We start from the raw sequence: 20,917 nt of genomic DNA, 5'->3' as shown, positions 1-20,917 counted from the left end.
ACAAGTACGGCTGCTACATCAGCCACACCGTTCCCACCACGACAAGCGAATCGCCAAGTCAACCGGCACATGCCACAAGGGGAGCCCAGGCTCCCCTTTCTTGTGCCCGATCGCTTACAATCCAAGACGGATACCTTATGCATGGATGTAGCAAGATGACGACCCAGCCCACCACAGAGAAGAAACTGACCATCCAGATCCGGGTCGAGCCCGGCTGCCTCGGGCCGGATGGCAAGGCGCACATCGAGACCTTCTGCACCGCCGCCGCCAAGATTTTCGCCGCCGTGGAGCCCGAGCTGGTGAACTGGACCCTGCTGCCCCGCTATGACAAGCAGTTGCCAGAGCAGGAATTTTTCATCGACGGCCGCAAGCTGACCGAGGAGCAGGCCAGCCTGTTTCTGCGCCGCCTGGGGCGGGAGCTGGGGGAAGTGCTGGAGACCCTCGACTCCGTGCTGGCCCAGCTGGTGGAGCGCTACTTCAAGACCCTCTGATGGGTCGCTGCCCACGCAAAAGGTTCTCCAGCGAGAACCTTTTTTATTTCTGGCGGGGCAAACGTTTGAATTTTTGCTCTGTTCATTGATCCGCCTCGCAGATCCGGGGTTTGTAAACGGCGCCGCCTGTGTAAAAATGTGCGCGCTGTCACGGTATCAGGACGAGTCTGGTTGTTTAACCACCAGAAACAGGGCATCACGCCCGCATGGATGGGACCGGCTCCTCGCCTGCTGCTTATTTCACGTCACCTATTGGAATCCAACATGAATCAACCACACCAGGCCCCCGCACAGGCCGCCGGGCAAGGATTGCTTGAGCGTCTGTTTGCCCTGAAGGGCCATGGCACCAACGCCCGCACCGAAGTGATCGCCGGCATCACCACCTTCCTGACCATGGTCTACATCGTCTTCGTCAACCCGCAGATCCTCTCTGCGGCCGGCATGGACACCCAGGCCGTGTTCGTCACCACCTGCCTGATCGCCGGCATCGGTAGCATCCTGATGGGCCTGCTGGCCAATCTGCCCATCGCCCTGGCCCCCGCCATGGGCCTCAACGCCTTCTTCGCCTTCGTGGTGGTGGCCGGCATGGGCTACTCCTGGCAAGTGGGCATGGGCACCATCTTCTGGGGTGCCATGGGCCTGCTGATCCTCACCCTGCTGCGGGTGCGCTACTGGCTCATCGCCAACATTCCGCTCACCCTGCGGGTCGGCATCACCGCCGGCATCGGTCTGCTGATCGCCCTACTCGGCCTGCACAACGCCGGCATCGTGGTCGCCAGCCCCGCCACCATGGTGACGGTGGGCAACCTCACCTCCCTGCCCTGCCTGCTGGGGCTGCTCGGTTTCTTCCTGATCTGCATCTTCTCCGCCCGCGGCGTCCACTCCGCCGTGCTGATCGCCATCGTGGTGACCACCACCCTGGGCTGGCTGTTTGGCGACGTCACCTTCAAGGGCTTCGTCTCCATGCCCCCCAGCATTGAGCCGGTGTTTGGCCAGCTGGACCTGATGGGTTCGCTCGACATCAGCCTGGCCGGGATCATCTTCTCCTTCATGCTGGTCAACCTGTTCGACTCCTCCGGCACCCTGATCGGCGTGACCAACCGCGCCAAGCTGGCCGATGACAAGGGTCACTTCCCGCGCATGAAGCAGGCCTTGCTGGTGGATAGCGCCAGTTCCGTCGGCGGCGCCTTCATGGGCACCTCCTCGGTCACCGCCTTCATCGAGAGCAGCTCCGGCGTCGCCGTCGGCGGCCGTACCGGTCTGACCGCCATCGTGGTCGGCCTGCTGTTCCTGCTGGCGATCTTCTTCTCTCCGGTGGCCGCCATGGTGCCGGCCTACGCGGCGGCGGGCGCCCTCATCTACGTGGGCGTGCTGATGTGCTCCGAGCTGACCCGGGTGAAGTGGGAAGACCTGACCGAAGCGGTGCCGGCCTTCATGACCGCCGTCATGATGCCGTTCAGCTTCTCCATCACCGAGGGGATCGCCGTGGGCTTCATCTCCTACTGCGTGATGAAGGCGGGCACCGGCCGCTGGCGCGAGATCAACCCCTGCGTGCTGGTGGTGGCCCTGCTGTTCGTGCTCAAGTTCGTCTGGGTCGACAGCCACTAAGCCGTGACGCACAAACACAGCGCAAACAAAAATGCCCGTCAGTGACGGGCATTTTTTATGGCTGACGAAGGGGCGCTCAGCGAATGCCGCGCGCCTCGCGGATCCACTCCCAGGCCTGCTGGATCTCCTGGGTCTTCTCCTTGGCCATTTCCATCATCTCCGGCGGCAAGCCCTTGGCGGCCAGCTTGTCCGGGTGATGCTTGCTCATCTCCTTGCGATAGGCGCGCTTGATCTCCTGATCGCTGTCGCTCTCGCTCACCCCCAACAGCTGGTAGGCATCCTTGAGCCGGTCACGGGAGGGGGCCTCCTGACGGTACTGCTGCCCGCCGTGCCCGCCATCCTGATACTGGCCACCGTGCGCCCGGTTGAAGAAGTTCATCTGCGCCTCGGCCATCGCCAGAATGCGGGCCAGCTCGATGCGGCTGAAGCCCAGCTCGTCGGCGATGGTGTGCAGGATGGCGCGCTCGTTGGCCTCGACCTTGCCATCGGCGAAGGCGGCCTGCAGCTGCACCTCGAGGAAGAAACGCAGGATATCGCGCTGGCCCTGGCTGGCACGGCGAAACTCGGCCAGGGTCTCCCGCAGCGGGAAGTCCGCCTCCTTGCCCTGGCGGAACGACTCCTGGGCGCGAGCACGCTGCTCGCCTGCCAGCCGCATCCGATCCATCAGGTTGGAGGCGACCCGGATCTCCTGCTCGGTCACCTGGCCGCTCGCCTTGGCGATGTGGCCCATGACGGCGAAGGTGGCGTGGAAGAAGACCGCCTGTTGCTGCTGGGTAGGCGCGCGGCGAAAATTCAAGCCCATGCCACGATCGAAACGGTGGCCGATCCAGAGGCCCAGCAAGGCACCGAAGATATTGCCGAGCAGAAAACCGAAGAAGGCGCCAAGCACCTTACCCCAAATACGCATGGTTCAAGACCTCGTGAAATTAATGAGTGCGTCCTTGCAACTGATCGTCCAGCGCCTGCAGCCGCGCCACCGTGCCGATGTCGCGCCACTCGCCGGCCAGCAGGCTGCCGCCCACCCGGCCTTGTGCCATCCACTCCCGCAGCAGCGGCGCCAGCTTGCGCGCCCCCGGCGGGAGTCCGGCAAAGGCGGCGGGATCATAGAGTCCGACTCCGCTGAAGGTCAGCGCCTGGGTATCGACCACCTTGCCCGCCTGCAGCGCAAAGTCCCCTGCCGGATGCTGCGGCGGGTTGGGCACCAGCCAGAGGTGGGCCAGATCCGTGCCCAGCGGCTGGGTCACCAGAGTGCGGTAGTCCAGATCGAGCCAGGTATCGCCGTTGATCACCAGAAACGGCTCAGCCCCCAGCAGCGGAAACGCCTGAATGATGCCGCCGGCGGTCTCCAGCGCGCTCTCCTCCGCCGACCATTGAATGTCGACGCCGAACTGACGGCCATCGCCGAGGGCCTCTACCAGCTTGTGGCCGAGCCAGGCGTGGTTGATGACCAGGTCGGTCACACCGGCAGCCTTGAGCTTTTCGATATGGTGCACGATGAGCGGCTTGCCTCCCACCGCCAGCAGCGGCTTGGGCAGGCTGTCGGTGAGCGGGCGCATCCGCTCGCCGCGACCGGCAGCCAGGATCATCGCCTTCATGACGTTACTCCGCTGCGGACCAGCCCGGGCAGCACCACCTGCGCCAGCCACTGGCCGAAGCGGCCCAGCACCGGGAAGGTCGCGCCATGGCTGTGGCAGACATCCACCACATAGCCGAGGGTGCGGGGAATGTCCTTGAGGTAGCCGGCCTTGCCATCGCGGTGGTAGAGACGGGTGAAGATGCCCGCCGCCTTGAGGTGGCGCTGCATGCCGGTCAGGTCGGCGGCGCGACGAAACGCGGCGTAATCGAGCTCGCCCAGCAGCTTGGCCTGCTGCAGGGTATCGAAGCCCTGCCGCATGCCCTGTTCAATCACCGTGCCCGGCCAGCGCACGTAGCAGTCTTTCAGCAGCGAGACCAGGTCATAGCTGAGCGGGCCTGTGACCATGTCCTGGAAGTCGATCACCGCCAGCCGGCTGTCGGCCGGGGTCTCGCCACTGCACACCATCAGGTTGCGGCTGTGAAAATCCCGGTGCATCACCCCCTGCGGCTGGGCCAGGTTGTTCTCGGTGAGGCAGGCGAAGGTCTCAGCGAGCAACTGCTGCTCTTCATCGCTCAGGGCCAGTTGCAGATGGTGACCCAGCAGCCACTCGGGGAAAATGCTGTTCTCCCGCGCCATAAAGGCGGAATCAAAAGGCTCAAGGTCCAGTTCAACAGCGCCGAGACGGGGCAGCAACGCGATAGCCTTGCCGTACCAGGCCAGCACGTTGTCTGCGTTCAGGCAGCCGATAAGCTGGGTGTCCCCCAGATCCGTCACCGCCAGCAGCCCCTGCTCATAGTCCACCGCCCGCACCTCGGGGGCCAGCAGGCCACCGGCATGCAGGGCCGAGGCATTGCGGACAAACTCATGATTTTTTTCGGTTTCAGGATTGGCATCCACCCAGATCAGGCCACCGCCACGGTGGTAGCGGCGAAAACTGGCGTCACCGGAAATGAGGGTCAACTGCAGGCTGGCATCACCGGAAATCCGGCGCGCCCAGTGCAACAAGAGGGAATCGCGATCGTGCATAAGTCGGGGACCAAATTGGAAAGCAGCACTTGGCTGTTAGCCCTGGCCGCAATAATGCTTTATCATTGCCGGCTAACATAAAGCAATGACATGCAATGTCAACTCGATGAATCCTGTCGTAAAATGCATGTCTTGAATCAGCCGTAGCTACCACGGATTGCGCGAGTCTTTCACATGACAAAACGGACACTGGGATACTCCTATCCCATCGCCCTGACCATCAGCCTTGTTCCAGCCCTGACCCCGGCCATCGTGCAGGCGGCGCCGCTGACGCCGCCGCCCGCCACCGGGATCCTGGACGGGCTCTGCTATGACTATGTCCCCAAGATTGAGAAGCTGGCGCCCGGCAAGGACGCCAACGCCCAACCCGTGGAAGTGGATGCCGATCGGCTCGAAGCCAAGCAGGGCGGCACTGCCGTCTACCAGGGCGACGTCAAGGTGCGCCAGGGCGTACGCAAGTTCGATTCCGACTACGCCGAGCTCGATCAGAAGAGCCGGGACGTCATCGCCATCGGCAACATCTACTACAACGATGGCCAGATCACGGTCACCAGCGACAAGACCCTGAAATCCAACCTGGATACCAAGAACTCCGAGCTGGAAGAGGGCAAGTATCAGGTGCATGGCTCGCCGGTGCGCGGCTCAGCCGACCGGGTCACCATGACCAACAACAACCAGAACATCACCCTGGAAGGGGCCCAGTACACCACCTGCCCGCCGGGTCAGGAAGTGTGGACCCTGAAGGCGGGCAGCATCGACATCGATCAGACCGAGGTGTTCGGGGAGGCCTGGAACGCCAGTCTCTGGCTCTACGACTACCCGGTGTTCTACTTCCCGTACATCAACTTCCCCATCAAGGATGAACGCAAGACGGGCCTGCTCTACCCGGGTTATACTCAGAGCTCCAAGAACGGCATGGACATCACCCAGCCGTTCTACTGGAACATAGCCCCCAACTACGATGCCACCATCACCTCCCGTTTTATGGACAGACGGGGCCTGATGGAACAGGTACAGTTCCGCTACATGCCGGATCCGGCCCACGTCGGCAGCCTCTATTTCGAGAACCTGGCCAACGACAAGCAGTACGACGAGACCCCGAGCCTCAACCAGGCCATGTCTGACGGTCACCGCTACCTGCTCAACGCCAACCACACCTCGCTGTTTGCCGACAACGCCATGCGGGTGTCGCTCGACTACACCAAGGTGCGGGACCGGGATTACAACTACTTCAACGACTTCTCCCCCAAGGTGGGCACTCAGGTCGAGAACCAGTTACAGCAGTCCCTGATGGCCGGTTACTTCCAGCCCAACTGGAACATCAACACCGAGGTGCGCACCTACCAGATCCTGCTGGCCAGCGCCCAGCAGCCCCACGAGTTGATGCCGCGCATCGACCACAACTATTACCAGCAAGGCAGCTGGTACGATCTGGCCTGGAACACCGAGATCACCAAGTTCGGCTACAACAACGCCCAGGCCATCGCCCAGAACCAGGGCGGTGCCTACACCGGCACCCGGGTCTACACGGCCCCGACCCTGACCATGCCGCTCATCAACGAGGCAGGCTACTACCTCGACAGCCAGTACAAGCTGATGTACACCCGTTACGATCAGGAAGTGCCGGACAACATGAGCCAGACCTTTGTCAGCCGCTTTACTCCTGAAAACGGCAACGGGGTCACCCTGGACGAAGGGATCATCACCCGCACTCTGCCCTCCTTCCGCCTCAAGGGCGGCATGACCTTCGAGCGCAACCAGAACTGGTTCGGCGGCGATGCCAACCAGACCCTGGAGCCAGAGTTCCAGTACCTCTATGTGCCCTACAAGAACCAGGACAACATAGGTGTCTATGACTCCACCAGCATGCGTCAGGACTACTACAGCCTGTTCAGCGACCGCCGCTACGCGGGCCTGGATCGCATCAGCGACTCCAACAGAGTCTCCATCGGTCTCACCAGCCGGGTATATGATGAGGCCGGTGATGAACGAATTCGGCTGGCCGTTGCCCAAGCTTTCGATTTTGTTGCGCCCAGGGTCAAGCTCTATCCCAGCGAGACCCTGACCACCAACACCCGCTCCCCGCTCTCCTTCGAGGGGGATGCCAAGATCAACGAGCAGTGGTTTGCCCATGCCGGCGCGCAATATGATGTGGACCAGAGCCGGCTCAGCTCCGCCAACAGCGCCCTCGAGTATCGCCGCGAGAAGCTGATCAGCCAGCTGAACCATCGTTTCGTGCGCGATGCCAACTACGATCTTGAAAACAAGGGACAGGTAACCGACCTCAACCAGATCGGCCTGCTGTTGACTACCCCGCTCAACGACCAGTGGCACCTGTACGGGGGTTACTATCAGGAGCTGAATCAGAGCGTGAAGTCTGATCGCAAGGTAGGCCTGAAGTACGACTCCTGCTGCTGGAGCATCAACTTCAACCTGGAGTGGGTCAACACTCCGGACAACGTGACCATGCGTCCGACCTCGGAGCGCAGTCTGGGCATTCAGTTTGAAATGAAAGGATTGGGTAGCGTGGGTACCGGCTCCAAGGGCACTTCCCTGGACACCGAAGCACTGCCTTACATTCGTCCGTTTAACCTGCGAGATCAATAAGCGGTCTGGCAAACGCCTTGAGAGATGGATATGAAGAAGACGTTGATTTCCCTGCTGACTGCAGGCCTGTTCGGAGCCATGAGCCAGGGTGCCTTCGCCGCCCCCGAACTGATGGACAAGGTGCTTGCCGTGGTCAACAAGGACGTGGTGCTGGCAAGCCAGCAGGAAGCGCTGGTGCAGAAGGTGAAAGCCTCTGCCCAGGAGAGCGGCCAGTCCCTGCCCGATGACGCCACCCTGCGCAAACAGGCACTGGATCGGCTGATCCAGGAGAGCCTGCAACTGCAACTGGCGGATCGTCAGGGCCTCAAGATCAGCGATACCCAGCTGGAGCAGGCTATCCAGAGCATCGCCGCCGACAACAAGATGACCCTGGATCAGCTGCGGGCCCAGCTGGCCCGTGAAGGGCTGACCTATGCCCAGTATCGGGAAGAGGTGCGCCGCGAGATCCTGATGAACGAGGTGCGCCGCAATCAGGTGCGCCGCCGCATCAACATCTCCGAGCAGGAGGTGAAGCAGGTGGTCGACATCCTCGCCAAGCAGGGTCAGCAACAGCAGCAATACCATGTCGGCCACATCCAGGTTGCCCTGCCGGACAACCCGAGCGCCGAGCAGCTCAACGCCGCCAAGAGCAAGATTGAACGCATCCTGGCCGCCCTCAAGCAGGGCGCCGACTTCCGCAAGATGGCCATTGCCGAGAGCAGCGGACCCAAGGCGCTGGAAGGGGGTGACTGGGGCTGGATGAGCCCGCAGGAGATGCCGACCCTGATGGCCGAGGCCGTGCAAGGCACCAAGAAGGGCGACATCGTCGGCCCGCTGCGCTCCGGCGCCGGCCTGCACATCATCAAGGTGTTCGACACCAAGGGCCAGCAGCAGGTCGTGCAGACCGAAGTGCGCGCCCGTCACATCCTGATCAAGCCCTCCATCATCCTGAGCGAAGAAAAAGCCAAGGGCATGCTGGACGGCATCCTGCACGACATCAAGAGCGGCAAGGCCAGCTTTGCCAGCCTGGCGGAGAAGTACTCCGAAGATCCGGGTTCTGCGGTGCAGGGTGGCGAACTGGGCTGGTCTGATCCCAATGTCTATGTGCCGGAGTTCCGCGACATGGTCAACCGCCTGCAACCGGGCCAGATCAGCGAACCCTTCCGCACCACCCACGGCTGGCACATCGTCCAGCTGGAAGAGCGCCGCAGCCAGGATGCCACCAACAAGGCCCAGGAGCAGCGTGCCTATCAGCTGATCTACAACCGTCGCTTCACCGAAGAGTCCCAGGCCTGGCTGGACGAGCTGCGTGACGAGGCCTACATCCAGATCGAAGGCGCCGGCAGCTGATGAGTTGTCGTCGTCTAGCCATCACCCCGGGTGAACCGGCCGGGATCGGCCCGGATCTGGTGCTGCAGATTGCCCAGCAGGATTGGCCGCACCAGCTGGTGGTGATCGCCGATCCGGCGCTGCTGCGCGAGCGGGCTGCCCTGCTGGGGCTGCCCATCGAGCTGCAGCCCTATGATGCCGACCAGCCTGCCCGCCCGCAGCGGGCCGGTACCCTCACCGTATGTCCGGTTCCCCTCGGCGCCGCCGTGGTGCCGGGCATGCTCGACGAGGGCAACGGTGCCTACGTGCTGGCCACCCTGCAGCGCGCCTGCGACGGCAACATGAGCGGCGAGTTTGCCGCCGTGGTGACCGGGCCGGTGCACAAGGGGATCATCAACCAGGCTGGCGTCTCGTTCAGCGGCCACACCGAGTTCTTCGCCCAGCAGTCGGGCACCGCCGACGTGGTGATGCTGCTGGCGACCGAGGGACTGCGGGTCGCGCTGGCGACCACCCACATTCCGCTGGCCTATGTGGCGATGGCCATCACCGAGGATCGGCTCGGCAAGGTGATCCGCATCCTGGATGCGGATCTCAAGAGCAAATTCGGCATCGCCACACCCCGCATTTACGTCTGCGGCCTCAATCCCCACGCCGGGGAAGGCGGCCATCTCGGCCGTGAAGAGATTGACGTGATCGAACCCGCCCTGGCAGGCCTTCGCCAGGAGGGGATCGATCTGGTCGGCCCGTTGCCGGCCGATACCCTGTTCCAGGACAAATACCTCAAGGATGCGGATGCGGTACTCGCCATGTACCACGACCAGGGGCTGCCCGTGCTCAAATACAAGGGCTTCGGCAGTTCGGTCAATATCACCCTTGGACTTCCTTTCATCCGCACTTCGGTGGATCACGGCACCGCACTGGATCTGGCAGGCAAGGGCCTCGCCGACTCGGGCAGCCTGATCACCGCGATCAACCACGCCATCAAGATGGTAGAGAAAAAAAGATATGAGCAGTAAGGTGCAGAGCAACAAGGTGCACATGGGCCACACCGCCCGTAAGCGTTTCGGTCAGAACTTCTTGCACGATCGCTACGTGATCGATCAGATCGTCGCCGCCATCAATCCGCAGCCGGGTCAGAACCTGGTGGAGATCGGCCCGGGTCTGGCCGCGCTGACCGAGCCGGTCGCCTCCCAGATGGACAAGATGACCGTGGTCGAGCTGGACCGGGACTTGGCGGCGCGCCTGCGCGAGCACCCGACCCTCAAGGAGAAGCTGACCGTCATCGAAGCCGATGCCATGCGCTTCGACTTCGGCACCCTGATGGGGGAAGGCAAGGGGCCGCTGCGCATCTTCGGCAACCTGCCCTACAACATCTCCACCCCGCTCATCTTCCACCTGTGCGAGTTCGCCGACCGGGTAGAGGACATGCACTTCATGCTGCAAAAGGAAGTGGTCCTGCGTCTGGCCGCCGGCCCCGGCAGCAAGGCCTATGGCCGACTGAGCGTGATGACCCAGTACTACTGTCAGGTAGTGCCTGTGCTGGAAGTGGGCCCTGGCGCCTTCAAGCCGGCACCGAAGGTGGATTCCGCCGTGGTGCGCCTGATCCCGCACAAGAACCCGACCATCGTCGCGAAAGACATTCGTTGCCTGAACCGGGTCTGCACCGAGGGCTTCGGCCAGCGTCGCAAGACCATTCGCAACAGCTTCTCCAACTTCATCACGGACGCCCAGCTGACCGAGCTTGGTATCGATGGCAACCTGCGCCCGGAGAACCTCTCCCTCGAGCAGTTCGTCATGATCGCCAACTGGCTGGCGGATCAGCAACAGGCCTGATCCCGTGGCAACTCCGCACATAGTCATCCGCCCATACCCCCGTTATGTGGCGGATTCCAAAGACCCTTACCAGTTCCACTATCTCATCGAGATCGAGAACCTGGGGCCGGGCCCGGCGCAGCTGCTGCACCGGCGCTGGCTCATCACCGATGCCAATGGCAAGATGCTGGAAGTCGAAGGCCCCGGCGTGGTCGGCGAGCAGCCGGTGATCGCAGAGGGAGAGACCTTCCGCTATCAAAGCGGCGTGCCGCTGGCCACTCCGCTCGGGGTGATGGAAGGGAGTTATACCCTGCAAGGCGAGTCGGGGCAGCAATTCGAGGCGCCCATCGCACCCTTTACGCTGGCCGTCCCCCACATTATCAACTGAGGTTTCATGGCGAACTGTTTTGTTGGCGATATCCAGGGCTGTTACGACGACTTGCGCCGTCTGCTGGATCTGGCCGAGTTCGATCCCGCTAACGACGTGCTCTGGCTGTGCGGCGATCTGGTCGCCCGCGGCCCGGACTCGCTCAATACCCTGCGCTTCGTCAAGGGGCTGGGCAACCGGGCCGTCACCGTGCTCGGCAACCACGATCTGCACCTGCTGGCGGTCGCCGATGGCGTCGCCCCGCTCAAGAAGAAAGACAAGCTGCAGGAGCTGATGGAGGCACCGGACCGGGACGAGCTGCTGGAGTGGCTGCGCCACCGTCCACTGCTGGCGGAGCACCCCGACTTACCCATCATGATGGTGCATGCCGGCATCTCCCCGGCGTGGGACGCCCGCACCGCCCGCAACTGCGCCCGCGAGGTGGAGAGCCTGCTGCGCGGCGATCAGTACCAGTGGCTGCTGCACAACATGTATGGCGATCAGCCGGATGGCTGGCAGGACGATCTGGTCGGGATCGAGCGCTACCGCTACATCATCAACACCTTTACCCGGATGCGTTTCTGCTATTTCGACGGCCGGCTCGACTTCAAATGCAAGAAGGGCCCCAAGGAGTCGACCCCGGGCCTGCGCCCCTGGTTTGAGCAGCGCGAGCACCATGTGGATGACCCCATCCTGGTGTTCGGCCACTGGGCTGCCCTGATGGGCAACACCGGCAAGCAGGACATCAAGGCGCTCGACACCGGCTGTGTCTGGGGCAACAGCCTCACCCTGTGGCGCTATGAAGATGATGCCCTGATCGCCACCCCCTGTCCCACTTACGCCAAGTGATGGTTCAGAGGGCTGCACCTGAGCGACAAAGCCTCACCCTGTGGCGCTATGAAGATGACGCCCTGATCGCCACCCCCTGTCCCACCCACACCAAGCAGGTGGCAGGCAATAAAACAAAACGGGCCCGGCATTGCCGGGCCCGTTTTTTATGGTGCATCGCTCACCCTAGAGCTTGCGCCCCAACCGTTTCTCGATCTGCTGCCGCTCCCACTCGGGGCCAAACAGCTTGAACGGCTGGAACAGGTTGATGGCATGGGAGATCAGTCCCAGCCCCCAGCCCAGCGCTGGCCACCAGGCCCAGATATAGCCCGGGTTGCTCAGGTAGTTGATGACAAACAGCCCGCAAATCACCAGCAGGTAGCTGGCGATGTGGTAATAGAAGCCCTTGAGCCCCTCCACATAGCGCATGGCGGCCCGCTCCTCTACCGATACCCGTATCTCATCCCGTTCCATCGTGTCACTCCCTTTCATCTCGTGCTCCTGTTGGCTTGTACCGTCAAGTTGCGCCACCTCGAGCTCAAAGACGGCGGCCAGGGCCTTGAGGGATTCCAGTCCGGGCTGCTGGCCCTGCTCGATCCGCTGAATGGTGCGAACGCTCAGGCCGGTAAAGGCGGCCAACTGCTCCTGTGACCAGCCCCGCTGCAATCTCAACTTCCTGACGATCATCTCGAACTCCTTGTGGTTGATTGACGGGGCCAGCATAGGGGCCGGCGGGTGCCATGGGCCACGACAGCGCCCTGACACCAACCTGACTTTCCTTTGGATTCAGTGCATTAGATAAAAGGGCATGCTCAAAAATTCAGCTATTCCTCCCCACGACGCCCCCTTTCGATCACCTGACAGCAGGGCGACAGAGGTGGCGCTTTGTGCAAGATAGCGCCTTGGTATCGGGCAGGCGAGCTTATAGCGCCTGCATCAACTCGGCGGCAATCTCGAAAGAGCGCAGACGAGCCTGATGATCGACGATGGGACCGTTGAACATCAGCTCGTCGGCCCGGGTTTCCGCCAGCAACGCCTTGAGGCTGTGACGTATCTGGTCCGGGTTGCCCACCAGCGAACGGGCCAGGGTCTGCTCCATGGCCAGCAGCTCGCGCTCCGACCACTCCTCCCCCAGCTCGATGACGGGGGCCGGCAGCTTGCCTGCGTTGCCGCGATGCAGGCGCAGGAACTGCTGCTGCAGGGTGGTGAACTGGAAGCGCGCCTCTCGCTCGCTGTCGGCGGCGATCATGTTGATGCAGACCACCGCATGGGGCTTGGGCCAGCGGGCGGAGGGGCGATACTGGGCGCGGTAGATCTCCAGCGCCTGCAGCAGCATGGCGGGGGCGAAGTGGGAGGCAAAGCCGAACGGTAGCCCCATGGCCGCCGCCAGCTGGGCGCTGTAGAGGCTGGAGCCCAGCAGCCAGATGGGCAGATGCAGCCCCTGCCCAGGTACCGCCTGCACCGCCCCTGCTTCATCGCCAAAGTAATCTATCAGCTCGCGCACATCGGCCGGGAAGTCATCCACCTCGCCGCTGCGCTGGCGTCTGAGCGCCCGCATGGTGCGCTGATCGGTGCCCGGCGCACGGCCAAGCCCGAGATCGATGCGATCCGGATAGAGCGACGCCAGGGTGCCGAACTGCTCGGCGATGACCAGCGGCGAGTGGTTCGGCAGCATGATGCCGCCCGCCCCGATGCGCAGGGTATTGGTCCCGCCGGCCAGATGACCGATCAGCACCGAGGTGGCGGCGCTGGCGATGCCCGGCATGTTGTGGTGCTCCGCCAGCCAGTAGCGGCAATAGCCCAGGCGTTCGGCATGACGGGCCAGGTCCAGCGAGCGGCGAAACGACTCGGCCGGCTGGGAGCCTTCGGCCACGGGCACCAGATCGAGTACGGAATAGGGGATGGCAGACATGGGTCACTCCATTGATTCACAGACCAGTAACAAGTGGGGCAATGTAGCACGGGATACCTGAATGAATCACGTGCTCAGCCGGCAAAATTGGCCAGAGCGAGCGCCGAGAGCCCCGGCAGGAGCCGTTTCCGTCGGCCACATCCCGATATCCATGAATGGGTTATTGTGTTTTCTGTCATCCTGTTGGCACACTGCAAGCTGATCGTCTCTGCAATCGCCCGTGTGACAAGGATGTGTCCATGACAACTGCCAGGCCAGGTCGTAAACCCTTCTACGTGCATATCGCCACCCTCTTCATCCTGCTGTTCACCCTGCTCGGCAGCGCCCTCATCGCCTTGCAGTTCCAGCAAGGGGCGCGCCAGGGACTGGAGCACGAGCGACAGAACTTCCTGCAGTATCGCCAGCAGCTGGCCCTCGCCCTGCAACTGAACGAGCGACCGGCCCGCATGTCCCTCAGCCTGTTGCGCAGCGGCCAGCTGGCCGCCATGACCACGCTGACCGAACGCCTGGCCTACCTGCCACAACTGGCGGAGGTGCTGGCCAACAGCCCCAGCTATGGGGCCGTCTATGCCGGCTATGAGGATGGCGACTTCTTTCTGGTACGCAAGCTGACCGAGCGGGCCAGAGCCCAGCTGGGGGGCGTACCGGCCGCCAGTACCCTGCTGGTGCAGAGCCTCAGCCAGGGCAAGGGGGAATTTCTCTATTTCGATCAACGGCTGACCCTGCTCGAGCGCCGCCCCATGCCAAACTACCGCTACGATCCTCGTAGCCGCGACTGGTACAAGCAGGCCCGCTGGCGCGCGGGGATCGCCACCACCAGTCCCTATCTCTTCTTCACCACCAAGGAGCCGGGCATGACGCTGGCGGTGGAGAGCGACGACCGGCGCGCCGTGATCGGACTCGACACCAGCGTCGAGGGGCTGTCGGCCCTGATCGGCAAGCTGCAGCTGCCCGCCCAGAGCCAGGTGATCCTGTTTGACGAGTACGCCACCCTGCTGGCCGCCGACCCCAGACACCTGCCCAGCTTCGAACAGCTGAGCCAGCTGCCCATGCTGGCGACCCTGCCCCACCCGGCCCTGCCGGATCTGCAGCAGCGGATCATCAGCCAGCCCACCCTGCTGAGCGAGCCGGCGGAGCTCAACCTGACCGCCGCCGATGGCAGTGACTGGCTGGTCAACCTCGCTCCCCTCGGGACCGACTCCCCCTTCCATATCGCCCTGCTGGTCTCGGCCGACCTGCTCTATCAGCAGGCCCGGGACGAAGCCCTGGTCAACCTGGGTTGGGCTCTGGCGGGCCTGCTACTGCTGCTGCCGGTGATCTGGCTGGTCTCGCGGCGCACCGCCACCCCGCTGCTGGCGCTCACCCAGGAGGCGGAGCGGATCCAGCACTTCGATTTTGGCGAGAGCCGGGTCCCCGAGTCGGCCATCCGCGAGATCGACGATCTGGCCCGCACCATGTCCGGCATGCGGCTGACCCTCGGCAACTTCATGAACATGGGACGCGCGCTGGCGGCCGAACACCGCTTCGACTCCCTGCTCAGCCGCATTCTGCACGAGACCATCGCCGCGGTGCAGGCCGAAGGGGGATGCCTCTATCTCTCCCAGGAGCAGGGCATGGTGGTGGTACAGGCGCTGTGGCGCCAAGCGCCGCTGCCGGCCGGACAGATCCGCTGGCAGCAGGCCCTGTTTGGCGAGCTGGCCCGGGGCGAGCGGCTCAGCCTCGCCATCGACCAGAGTAGCTGGCAGCAGTATCTGGCCGACTGGGGCCCCTTCCCCGGCCCCTGCCAGCTGGTGGCCGAGCCGCTGCGCAACCATCGCCAGGAGCTGAGCGGCTGCCTGCTGCTGATCCTGCCTGACTGCCCGGCCCGTGAGCTAGCCTCGCGCATCAGCCTGATCGAGGCGCTGGCGGGCACTTCGGCCTCCGCCATCGAGAACCAGCGCCTGCTGGAGGAGCAGAAACAGCTGCTGGAATCCTTCATCGAGCTGATGGCTGGCGCCATCGACGCCAAGAGCCCCTACACCGGCGGCCACTGCCAGCGGGTGCCGGAGCTGACCCGGATGCTGACCGAAGCCGCCTGCGCCCAGCAGCAGGGGCCGTTCGCCGAGTTTCGGCTCAACGAGGAGGAGTGGGAGGCCATCCATATCGCCAGCTGGCTGCACGACTGTGGCAAGGTGACCACCCCCGAGTTCGTGGTGGACAAGGCCACCAAGCTGGAGACCCTCTACGACCGGATCCACGAGATCCGCACCCGCTTCGAGGTGCTCAAGCGCGACGGCTATATCGAAGCGCTGGCGGCCCGCCTGCCGGCATCGGAGCGGGAAGCGGCCAGGAGCGAGGTGGCCCCGCTCTGGAGCACCCTGGATCAGGAGTTCGCCTTTGTCGCCGAGTGCAACCTGGGCGGTGAGTGGATGGCGCCGGAAAAGCTGGCCAGGCTGGATGCCATCGCCAGCCGCACCTGGCTGCGCACCCTGGACGATCGGCTCGGCATCAGCCGGGAGGAGCTCAAGCTGCGCCAGAACGAGCCGGCCGCGCCACTGCCCTGCGTCGAACCCCTGCTGGCAGACAAGGCCGCCCACCTCATCCCCCGCCCCGTCCACGATCAGCTGGACGAGCGCAACCCCTGGGGCTTCAAGGTGCGAGTGCCCACTCACCTCTACAACCGCGGCGAGCGTTACAACCTCGCCATCGGTCGCGGCACCCTTACCGAGGAGGAGCGCTACAAGATCAACGAACACATCATCCAGACCATTCGCATGCTCGAGCGCCTCCCCTTCCCCCGCCATCTGCGCAGCGTGCCCGAGATTGCCGGCGGCCACCACGAGCGGATGGACGGCAAGGGCTATCCGCGCCAGTTGCTGGGCAGCCAGATGAGCATCCCCGCCCGCATCATGGCCATCGCCGACATCTTCGAGGCGCTGACCGCCAGCGATCGCCCCTACAAATCGGGCAAGACGGTCTCCCAGTCGCTGGCCATCATGCAGAGCATGGTGCGCGAGCAGCACATCGATCCCGCCCTGTTTGCCCTGTTTGTCAGCAGCGGCATCTGGCGCGACTATGCCGAGCGCTTCCTCGCCCCCGAGCAGCTGGATCCGGTGGATGAAACCGCCCTGCTGGCCGCGCTGGCCTAGGGCGGGTCATATTTTCTTACATTTGCGGGCTGGCCTGAGCGCCCCCGGCTGGTTATAACGGTGCCCCTATAGCGAAGGGGGAGCAATAGACTCCCCCTCACTCTTTATCACACCACACTGTTCAGGTTATCTATGTCAAAACATCTCGTTCTGCTCGGCGCGCTGACGCTATCCGGCTGCTCCCTGCTGTCTCCCCCCGCCCCCACCGTCACCCCGGTGCACCTGGCCGATGCCAGCCAGCGCGGCTTCTACATCGAGTGCAGCAGCATGACCGCCTGCTTCCAGCAGGCCAACCAGACCTGCCCGCAGGGCTACCAGGAGACCGATCGTCGCCAGCAGACGCTCTACAGCACCCAATATCTGGGGGGCAGCTACGACGAAGACAAGAAGGTCTACAAGGCAGCCAAGCCCTATCGGGTCGCCAACACGGTCCACTCCCTGACCATCCAGTGTCCGGTCGATATGGGCATCACGCCACGCTGATCCGCGCCTCACGGCCGGCACGGGAAACCCGAATCCTGGCCGGCCCTTCTCTTGTCTCACCGAGAACGAGCCTCTTATGTCACCCAGAATATGGCTGCTGGGCAGCATCTTGCTGTCCGGCTGCGCCCTGCTGCCGGCACCCGCCACCGTCAGCGAACTCCCCTCCATCAATCCTGCTCAACAACGCTTCCAGATCGAGTGCGGCGCGCCAGAGGAGTGCCAGCAACAGGCGCTCTTGAGCTGCCCCCATGGCTATCAGGAAGTCGATCGAAGCAAGCGCACCATCACCACTCACCAGATGAGCATGGGGGTCGCCGATCCGGTGACGGGATTTAGCCCAGGCTTCCCCCAGACCAGCACCTTCACCACCCACATGCTGCTGGTACAGTGCCCCCGCACACCGGCACAACCACATCCGCTTGGACGCTGACGAAAAAGGGCCCGCAGGCCCTTTTTCCGTTGTCACCGCCACTCAGCCCGTCGCCTCGGCGTGCTGGCGGGCCAGCTTGTCACTCATCAGCTCCCGCATCCTGAATTTCTGCAGCTTGCCGGTCACCGTCATGGGGTACTCCTCCACAAACCGGATGTATCTGGGCACCTTGAAATAAGCGATGCGGGCCGCCAGAAACTGTTTCAACTCCTCCTCGCTGGCCTCCTGGCGGGGTCTGAGCTTGACCCAGGCGCACACCTCTTCGCCATAGCGCTCGCTGTCGACCCCGAACACCGCCGCATCCTGCACCGCCGGATGATCGTAAAGACGCTCTTCGATCTCGCGCGGATAGATGTTCTCGCCACCACGGATGATCAGCTCCTTGCTGCGCCCGACGATCCGTACATAGCCCTCTTCATCCATGATGCCGATGTCCCCCGAATGCAGCCACCCCTCCTGGTCGATGGTCTCCGCCGTCTTGACCGGATCCTGCCAGTACCCCTGCATCACCCCGTTGCTGCGACAGCAGATCTCGCCCCGCTCGCCGATGGCGACTATCTCTCCGCTCGGGTCGACCAGCTTGATTTCGGTGTGGCCGATGGCGCGGCCGACCGTGGTGACCCGTTTGTCCAGCGGCGCATCGATGGCGGTCATGTGATTGATGGGGCTGCACTAGGTCTGGCCGTAGGCGATGGTCACCTCGGTCATGTGCATCAGGGTCTGCACCTTGCGCATCAAGGGCTCGGGGCAGATGGCGCCGGCCATGATACCGGTGCGCAGGGAGGAGAGATCGAACTGGTCAAACTCCGCCAGCTCCAGCTCGGCGATGAACATGGTCGGCACTCCGTGCAGGGCGGTGCAACGCTCCTCGCTCACCATCCGCAAGGTGGCCGCCGGATCGAAGGCTTCGGCCGGAAACAGGGCGCAGGCCCCCACGCTGATGCTGGCCAGGTTGCCGAGCACCATGCCGAAACAGTGGTAGAGCGGCACCGGGATGCAAAGCCGGTCCTGCTCGCTGAACGCCATGCCTTGCGCCACCTGGCGACCGTTGTTGAGGATGTTGCTGTGGCTGAGGGTGGCTCCCTTGGGATTGCCCGTGGTGCCCGAGGTGAACTGGATGTTGATGGCGTCATCGGGTTTGAGGGTGGCCGCCACCCGGGCCAGCCAGGCCGGGTTCTGCTGGTCCCCCAGTGCCAGTACCTCGGGGAAGTTGAGCATGCCTGCACTTTGTTCCTCCCCGAGCCGGATCACCATCTCCAGGCTCGGCAGGCGGGATGATACGAGACGGCCGGGTGGGCAGTGCGCCAGCTCGGGGACCAGCTCTCCCAGCATGGCGAGATAGTCGCAGCCCTTGAAGGCACTGGCACAGATGAGGGCCCGACAGCCCACGTTGTTGATGGCAAAGGCCAGCTCGTAGCTGCGGTAGGCGGGGTTGATGCAGACCATGATGGCCCCGATGCGGGACGTGGCGAATTGCACCAGGCACCACTCGATGTTGTTCGGTGACCAGATGCCGACCCGATCCCCCGGCCGGATCCCGAGCGCCAGCAGGCCCAGCGCCAACCTGTCTATCTGGGTCAGGTATTCACGGTAGTTCCAGCGGATCTGCTGGTGGCGCACCACCACTGCGGGCCGGTCGGGGAAACGCTCCGCCACCTGTTGCAGGTAGGCGCCTATGGTCTGGTGAAGCAGCGGCTGATCGCAGGGACCGGCCCGGTAGCTGAGCAGTGAGGTCATGGGGTGACTCCTGGCCACATAGGTTGGACGTGCCTACTGCTCGGCTGGCGTGTTTTTGCAGCCTGTTACATTAATGTAAAAACAAGGTCTGTAAAAGACTCACTTTGGTCTAATATCGGCCATAAAAAAACGGCCAACCGAAGTTGACCGTGTGACAAGGCGCGAGCCGGATCAGAACAGCAGGTGGGCCACCCCGGCGATGACCGGCAGGGTGATCAGGGTACGCAGCAGGAAGATCACGAACAGCTCCCACAACTTGACCGGGATCTTGCTGCCCAGCAGCAGGGCGCCCACTTCCGACATGTAGATGAGCTGGGTGACCGACATGGCGGCGATCACGAAGCGGGTGATGTCGCTCTCGATGGTGGAAGCCAGCACCGCCGGGATGAACATGTCGGCAAAGCCCACCATGATGGTCTTGGAGGCCGCTTCTGCCTCCGGCAGTTGCAGCAGTTCCAGCAAGGGCACGAAGGGGGCTCCCAGCCAGTTGAAGATGGAGGTGTGCTCTGCCAGCATCAGGGCGCAGGTGCCGATGGCCATCACCACCGGCAGCACGCCGAAGATCATGTCCAGCGCGTTCTTCACCCCTTCCCGTGCCACAGCCCCCATGTCGGTCATGCCCTCGGCCTTGGTCAGGGCCCGCTCATAGCCGTAGCTCAGCACGCTGTGCTGGTGCGGCACCGACTCCTGCTTGCGACACAGGGGAGTTCCGTCGCTGTAGACATCCTTCTTCCAGCAGAGCGGCGGCAGGCGCGGCACCACGATGGCGGCCACCACCCCGGCCAGACAGACGGTCAGGTAAAAGGGCACGAACATGTGCTCCAGCCGAACCTGGGAGATCACCACCAGGCAGAAGGTGATGGAGACGGCGGAGAAGGTGGTGCCGATGACGGCCGCTTCCCGCTGGGTGTAGAACTTGCCTTCGTACTGTTTGCTGGTCAGCAGGATGCCGACACTGCCATCCCCCAGCCAGGAGGCGAAACAGTCCACCGCGGATCGACCGGGCAGACGGAACACCGGGCGCATGATGCGGGTCATCATGGTGCCGACAAACTCCAGCAGACCGAAATCGAGCAGCAAGGGCAGCAGCAGGCCGGCGAAGATGAAGACGGAGAACAGCACCGGCAGCAGATCATGCAGCACCAGGCCGCCGGTCGCATCGGAGCGCAGGGCCGCCGGGCCCGCCTCGAAGAAGGTCAGCAGCACGAAGATACCGCCCAGCACCCGCACGCAGGCCCAGAAGGGGGAGACGTTGAACAGGCTGTTGAGGAAGGGGCGTCTGACCAGGATCGCCGGCTTGAACAGCCAGGCTACCAGCGTCATCAGCATGGTGGTGGTGATGATGGCGCTGACCATGACCACCAGATAATCGGCAAACACCGTCTGGACCAGCTTCGCCAGCACGGCCACGGGGATGGTGACGTTTCCGTCATAGATGACGGGGGTCATGAACAGCAGGATCCCGATGAGTGACGGGACCAGGAACATCAGCACGTTGCGGCGGGTATTGAGCGCAGGTGCTTGCAGAGTCTTTTCCAGCATGGTCTACAGCCTTAATGTTACTTTTCCTTAGCCAGGCAAACCTGCATATCCATGCTCTCGCC

General features: G+C 63.3%; 17 protein-coding genes and 1 pseudogene. 11 read left to right on the top strand and 7 right to left on the bottom strand.

Going from position 1 to position 20,917, the window contains the following annotated elements; translation table 11 throughout:
• Nucleotides 1-155: 155 nt before the first annotated feature.
• Nucleotides 156-491, top strand: a complete 336-nt coding sequence (locus tag AHA_RS04775; protein WP_077392336.1) for a hypothetical protein — start codon at nucleotides 156-158, stop codon at nucleotides 489-491.
• Between the two features lie 264 nt (nucleotides 492-755).
• Entirely contained in the window at nucleotides 756-2,099 is a 1,344-nt protein-coding gene (locus AHA_RS04770; protein WP_005304142.1) for an NCS2 family permease, read from the top strand.
• 76 nt (nucleotides 2,100-2,175) lie between these two features.
• On the opposite strand, the gene djlA is transcribed toward AHA_RS04770, so the two are convergent.
• The 3 genes from djlA to AHA_RS04755 are packed head-to-tail and all read right to left on the bottom strand — an operon-like array spanning nucleotide 2,176 to nucleotide 4,701.
• The gene (gene djlA, locus AHA_RS04765; RefSeq protein ID WP_011704885.1) at nucleotides 2,176-3,006 is read right to left on the bottom strand and encodes a co-chaperone DjlA; all 831 of its coding nucleotides are present in this window, start codon (nucleotides 3,004-3,006) and stop codon (nucleotides 2,176-2,178) included.
• Between the two features lie 19 nt (nucleotides 3,007-3,025).
• Nucleotides 3,026-3,694, bottom strand: a complete 669-nt coding sequence (gene murU, locus AHA_RS04760; RefSeq protein ID WP_011704884.1) for an N-acetylmuramate alpha-1-phosphate uridylyltransferase MurU — start codon at nucleotides 3,692-3,694, stop codon at nucleotides 3,026-3,028.
• Nucleotides 3,691-4,701 carry an aminoglycoside phosphotransferase family protein gene (locus tag AHA_RS04755; protein ID WP_011704883.1) on the bottom strand — a complete coding sequence of 337 codons (1,011 nt, stop codon included), beginning with the start codon at nucleotides 4,699-4,701 and terminating at the stop codon, nucleotides 3,691-3,693. Before AHA_RS04755 ends, murU begins: the two co-directional genes overlap by 4 nt.
• 174 nt (nucleotides 4,702-4,875) lie before the next feature.
• On the opposite strand from AHA_RS04755, the gene lptD reads away from it, so the two are divergent.
• The 6 genes from lptD to AHA_RS04725 are packed head-to-tail and all read left to right on the top strand — an operon-like array spanning nucleotide 4,876 to nucleotide 11,644.
• Nucleotides 4,876-7,308 carry an LPS assembly protein LptD gene (gene lptD, locus AHA_RS04750; RefSeq protein ID WP_011704882.1) on the top strand — a complete coding sequence of 811 codons (2,433 nt, stop codon included), beginning with the start codon at nucleotides 4,876-4,878 and terminating at the stop codon, nucleotides 7,306-7,308.
• 30 nt (nucleotides 7,309-7,338) lie between these two features.
• Entirely contained in the window at nucleotides 7,339-8,637 is a 1,299-nt protein-coding gene (gene surA, locus AHA_RS04745; protein WP_011704881.1) for a peptidylprolyl isomerase SurA, read from the top strand.
• Nucleotides 8,637-9,632 (top strand): 4-hydroxythreonine-4-phosphate dehydrogenase PdxA, encoded by a 996-nt coding sequence (gene pdxA, locus AHA_RS04740; protein WP_011704880.1) that lies wholly within the window; start codon nucleotides 8,637-8,639, stop codon nucleotides 9,630-9,632. Before surA ends, pdxA begins: the two co-directional genes overlap by 1 nt.
• Nucleotides 9,622-10,449, top strand: coding sequence for a 16S rRNA (adenine(1518)-N(6)/adenine(1519)-N(6))-dimethyltransferase RsmA (rsmA, locus tag AHA_RS04735; RefSeq protein WP_016349619.1), 828 nt, complete (start codon nucleotides 9,622-9,624; stop codon nucleotides 10,447-10,449). The genes pdxA and rsmA overlap by 11 nt, the downstream gene beginning before the upstream one ends.
• 4 nt (nucleotides 10,450-10,453) lie before the next feature.
• Nucleotides 10,454-10,816: a Co2+/Mg2+ efflux protein ApaG gene (gene apaG, locus AHA_RS04730; RefSeq protein ID WP_011704878.1), complete on the top strand. Its 363-nt coding sequence runs from the start codon at nucleotides 10,454-10,456 to the stop codon at nucleotides 10,814-10,816.
• Between the two features lie 6 nt (nucleotides 10,817-10,822).
• Nucleotides 10,823-11,644 carry a symmetrical bis(5'-nucleosyl)-tetraphosphatase gene (locus AHA_RS04725; protein ID WP_011704877.1) on the top strand — a complete coding sequence of 274 codons (822 nt, stop codon included), beginning with the start codon at nucleotides 10,823-10,825 and terminating at the stop codon, nucleotides 11,642-11,644.
• Nucleotides 11,645-11,809: 165 nt separating this feature from the next.
• Here the strand turns inward: AHA_RS04725 and AHA_RS04720 are convergent, their stop codons facing one another.
• Both AHA_RS04720 and AHA_RS04715 read right to left on the bottom strand, forming a co-directional pair.
• Nucleotides 11,810-12,310: a 2TM domain-containing protein gene (locus AHA_RS04720; protein ID WP_011704876.1), complete on the bottom strand. Its 501-nt coding sequence runs from the start codon at nucleotides 12,308-12,310 to the stop codon at nucleotides 11,810-11,812.
• A gap of 235 nt (nucleotides 12,311-12,545) precedes the next feature.
• Nucleotides 12,546-13,535 (bottom strand): luciferase-like monooxygenase, encoded by a 990-nt coding sequence (locus AHA_RS04715; protein ID WP_011704875.1) that lies wholly within the window; start codon nucleotides 13,533-13,535, stop codon nucleotides 12,546-12,548.
• Between the two features lie 155 nt (nucleotides 13,536-13,690).
• Here AHA_RS04715 and AHA_RS04710 point away from each other — a divergent pair, with 155 nt between their 5' ends.
• The 3 genes from AHA_RS04710 to AHA_RS04700 all read left to right on the top strand — a co-directional run bounded on the left by AHA_RS04710 (nucleotide 13,691) and on the right by AHA_RS04700 (nucleotide 17,576).
• On the top strand, nucleotides 13,691-16,663 hold the full coding sequence (locus AHA_RS04710) for an HD domain-containing phosphohydrolase (RefSeq protein ID WP_011704874.1): 2,973 nt from the start codon (nucleotides 13,691-13,693) through the stop codon (nucleotides 16,661-16,663).
• A gap of 132 nt (nucleotides 16,664-16,795) precedes the next feature.
• Nucleotides 16,796-17,146, top strand: coding sequence for a hypothetical protein (locus AHA_RS04705; protein ID WP_011704873.1), 351 nt, complete (start codon nucleotides 16,796-16,798; stop codon nucleotides 17,144-17,146).
• Nucleotides 17,147-17,222: 76 nt separating this feature from the next.
• Complete coding sequence (locus AHA_RS04700) at nucleotides 17,223-17,576, top strand: hypothetical protein (RefSeq protein WP_011704872.1); 354 nt, start codon at nucleotides 17,223-17,225, stop codon at nucleotides 17,574-17,576.
• 42 nt (nucleotides 17,577-17,618) lie between these two features.
• Here AHA_RS04700 and AHA_RS04695 read toward each other — a convergent pair.
• Both AHA_RS04695 and AHA_RS04690 read right to left on the bottom strand, forming a co-directional pair.
• Nucleotides 17,619-19,313 (bottom strand): annotated as a pseudogene (locus AHA_RS04695) (AMP-binding protein).
• Between the two features lie 171 nt (nucleotides 19,314-19,484).
• Nucleotides 19,485-20,855: a YjiH family protein gene (locus AHA_RS04690; RefSeq protein WP_011704871.1), complete on the bottom strand. Its 1,371-nt coding sequence runs from the start codon at nucleotides 20,853-20,855 to the stop codon at nucleotides 19,485-19,487.
• Nucleotides 20,856-20,917: the final 62 nt, after the last annotated feature.

The organism is Aeromonas hydrophila subsp. hydrophila ATCC 7966 (genome assembly GCF_000014805.1).
In the GTDB taxonomy this organism is placed as follows: domain Bacteria; phylum Pseudomonadota; class Gammaproteobacteria; order Enterobacterales; family Aeromonadaceae; genus Aeromonas; species Aeromonas hydrophila.
The sequence above is the reverse complement of the archived record's forward strand: the minus strand, read 5'-3'. Positions and strand labels throughout refer to the sequence as shown.

Bases quoted from the DNA above. Each gene is read 5' to 3' on its own strand.
- AHA_RS04775 (WP_077392336.1), top strand. From the start codon at position 156: ATGACGACCCAGCCCACCACAGAGAAGAAACTGACCATCCAGATCCGG.
- AHA_RS04770 (WP_005304142.1), top strand. From the start codon at position 756: ATGAATCAACCACACCAGGCCCCCGCACAGGCCGCCGGGCAAGGATTG.
- djlA (WP_011704885.1), bottom strand. From the start codon at position 3,006: ATGCGTATTTGGGGTAAGGTGCTTGGCGCCTTCTTCGGTTTTCTGCTC.
- murU (WP_011704884.1), bottom strand. From the start codon at position 3,694: ATGAAGGCGATGATCCTGGCTGCCGGTCGCGGCGAGCGGATGCGCCCG.
- AHA_RS04755 (WP_011704883.1), bottom strand. From the start codon at position 4,701: ATGCACGATCGCGATTCCCTCTTGTTGCACTGGGCGCGCCGGATTTCC.
- lptD (WP_011704882.1), top strand. From the start codon at position 4,876: ATGACAAAACGGACACTGGGATACTCCTATCCCATCGCCCTGACCATC.
- surA (WP_011704881.1), top strand. From the start codon at position 7,339: ATGAAGAAGACGTTGATTTCCCTGCTGACTGCAGGCCTGTTCGGAGCC.
- pdxA (WP_011704880.1), top strand. From the start codon at position 8,637: ATGAGTTGTCGTCGTCTAGCCATCACCCCGGGTGAACCGGCCGGGATC.
- rsmA (WP_016349619.1), top strand. From the start codon at position 9,622: ATGAGCAGTAAGGTGCAGAGCAACAAGGTGCACATGGGCCACACCGCC.
- AHA_RS04725 (WP_011704877.1), top strand. From the start codon at position 10,823: ATGGCGAACTGTTTTGTTGGCGATATCCAGGGCTGTTACGACGACTTG.
- AHA_RS04720 (WP_011704876.1), bottom strand. From the start codon at position 12,310: ATGATCGTCAGGAAGTTGAGATTGCAGCGGGGCTGGTCACAGGAGCAG.
- AHA_RS04715 (WP_011704875.1), bottom strand. From the start codon at position 13,535: ATGTCTGCCATCCCCTATTCCGTACTCGATCTGGTGCCCGTGGCCGAA.
- AHA_RS04710 (WP_011704874.1), top strand. From the start codon at position 13,691: ATGGGTTATTGTGTTTTCTGTCATCCTGTTGGCACACTGCAAGCTGAT.
- AHA_RS04705 (WP_011704873.1), top strand. From the start codon at position 16,796: ATGTCAAAACATCTCGTTCTGCTCGGCGCGCTGACGCTATCCGGCTGC.
- AHA_RS04700 (WP_011704872.1), top strand. From the start codon at position 17,223: ATGTCACCCAGAATATGGCTGCTGGGCAGCATCTTGCTGTCCGGCTGC.
- AHA_RS04690 (WP_011704871.1), bottom strand. From the start codon at position 20,855: ATGCTGGAAAAGACTCTGCAAGCACCTGCGCTCAATACCCGCCGCAAC.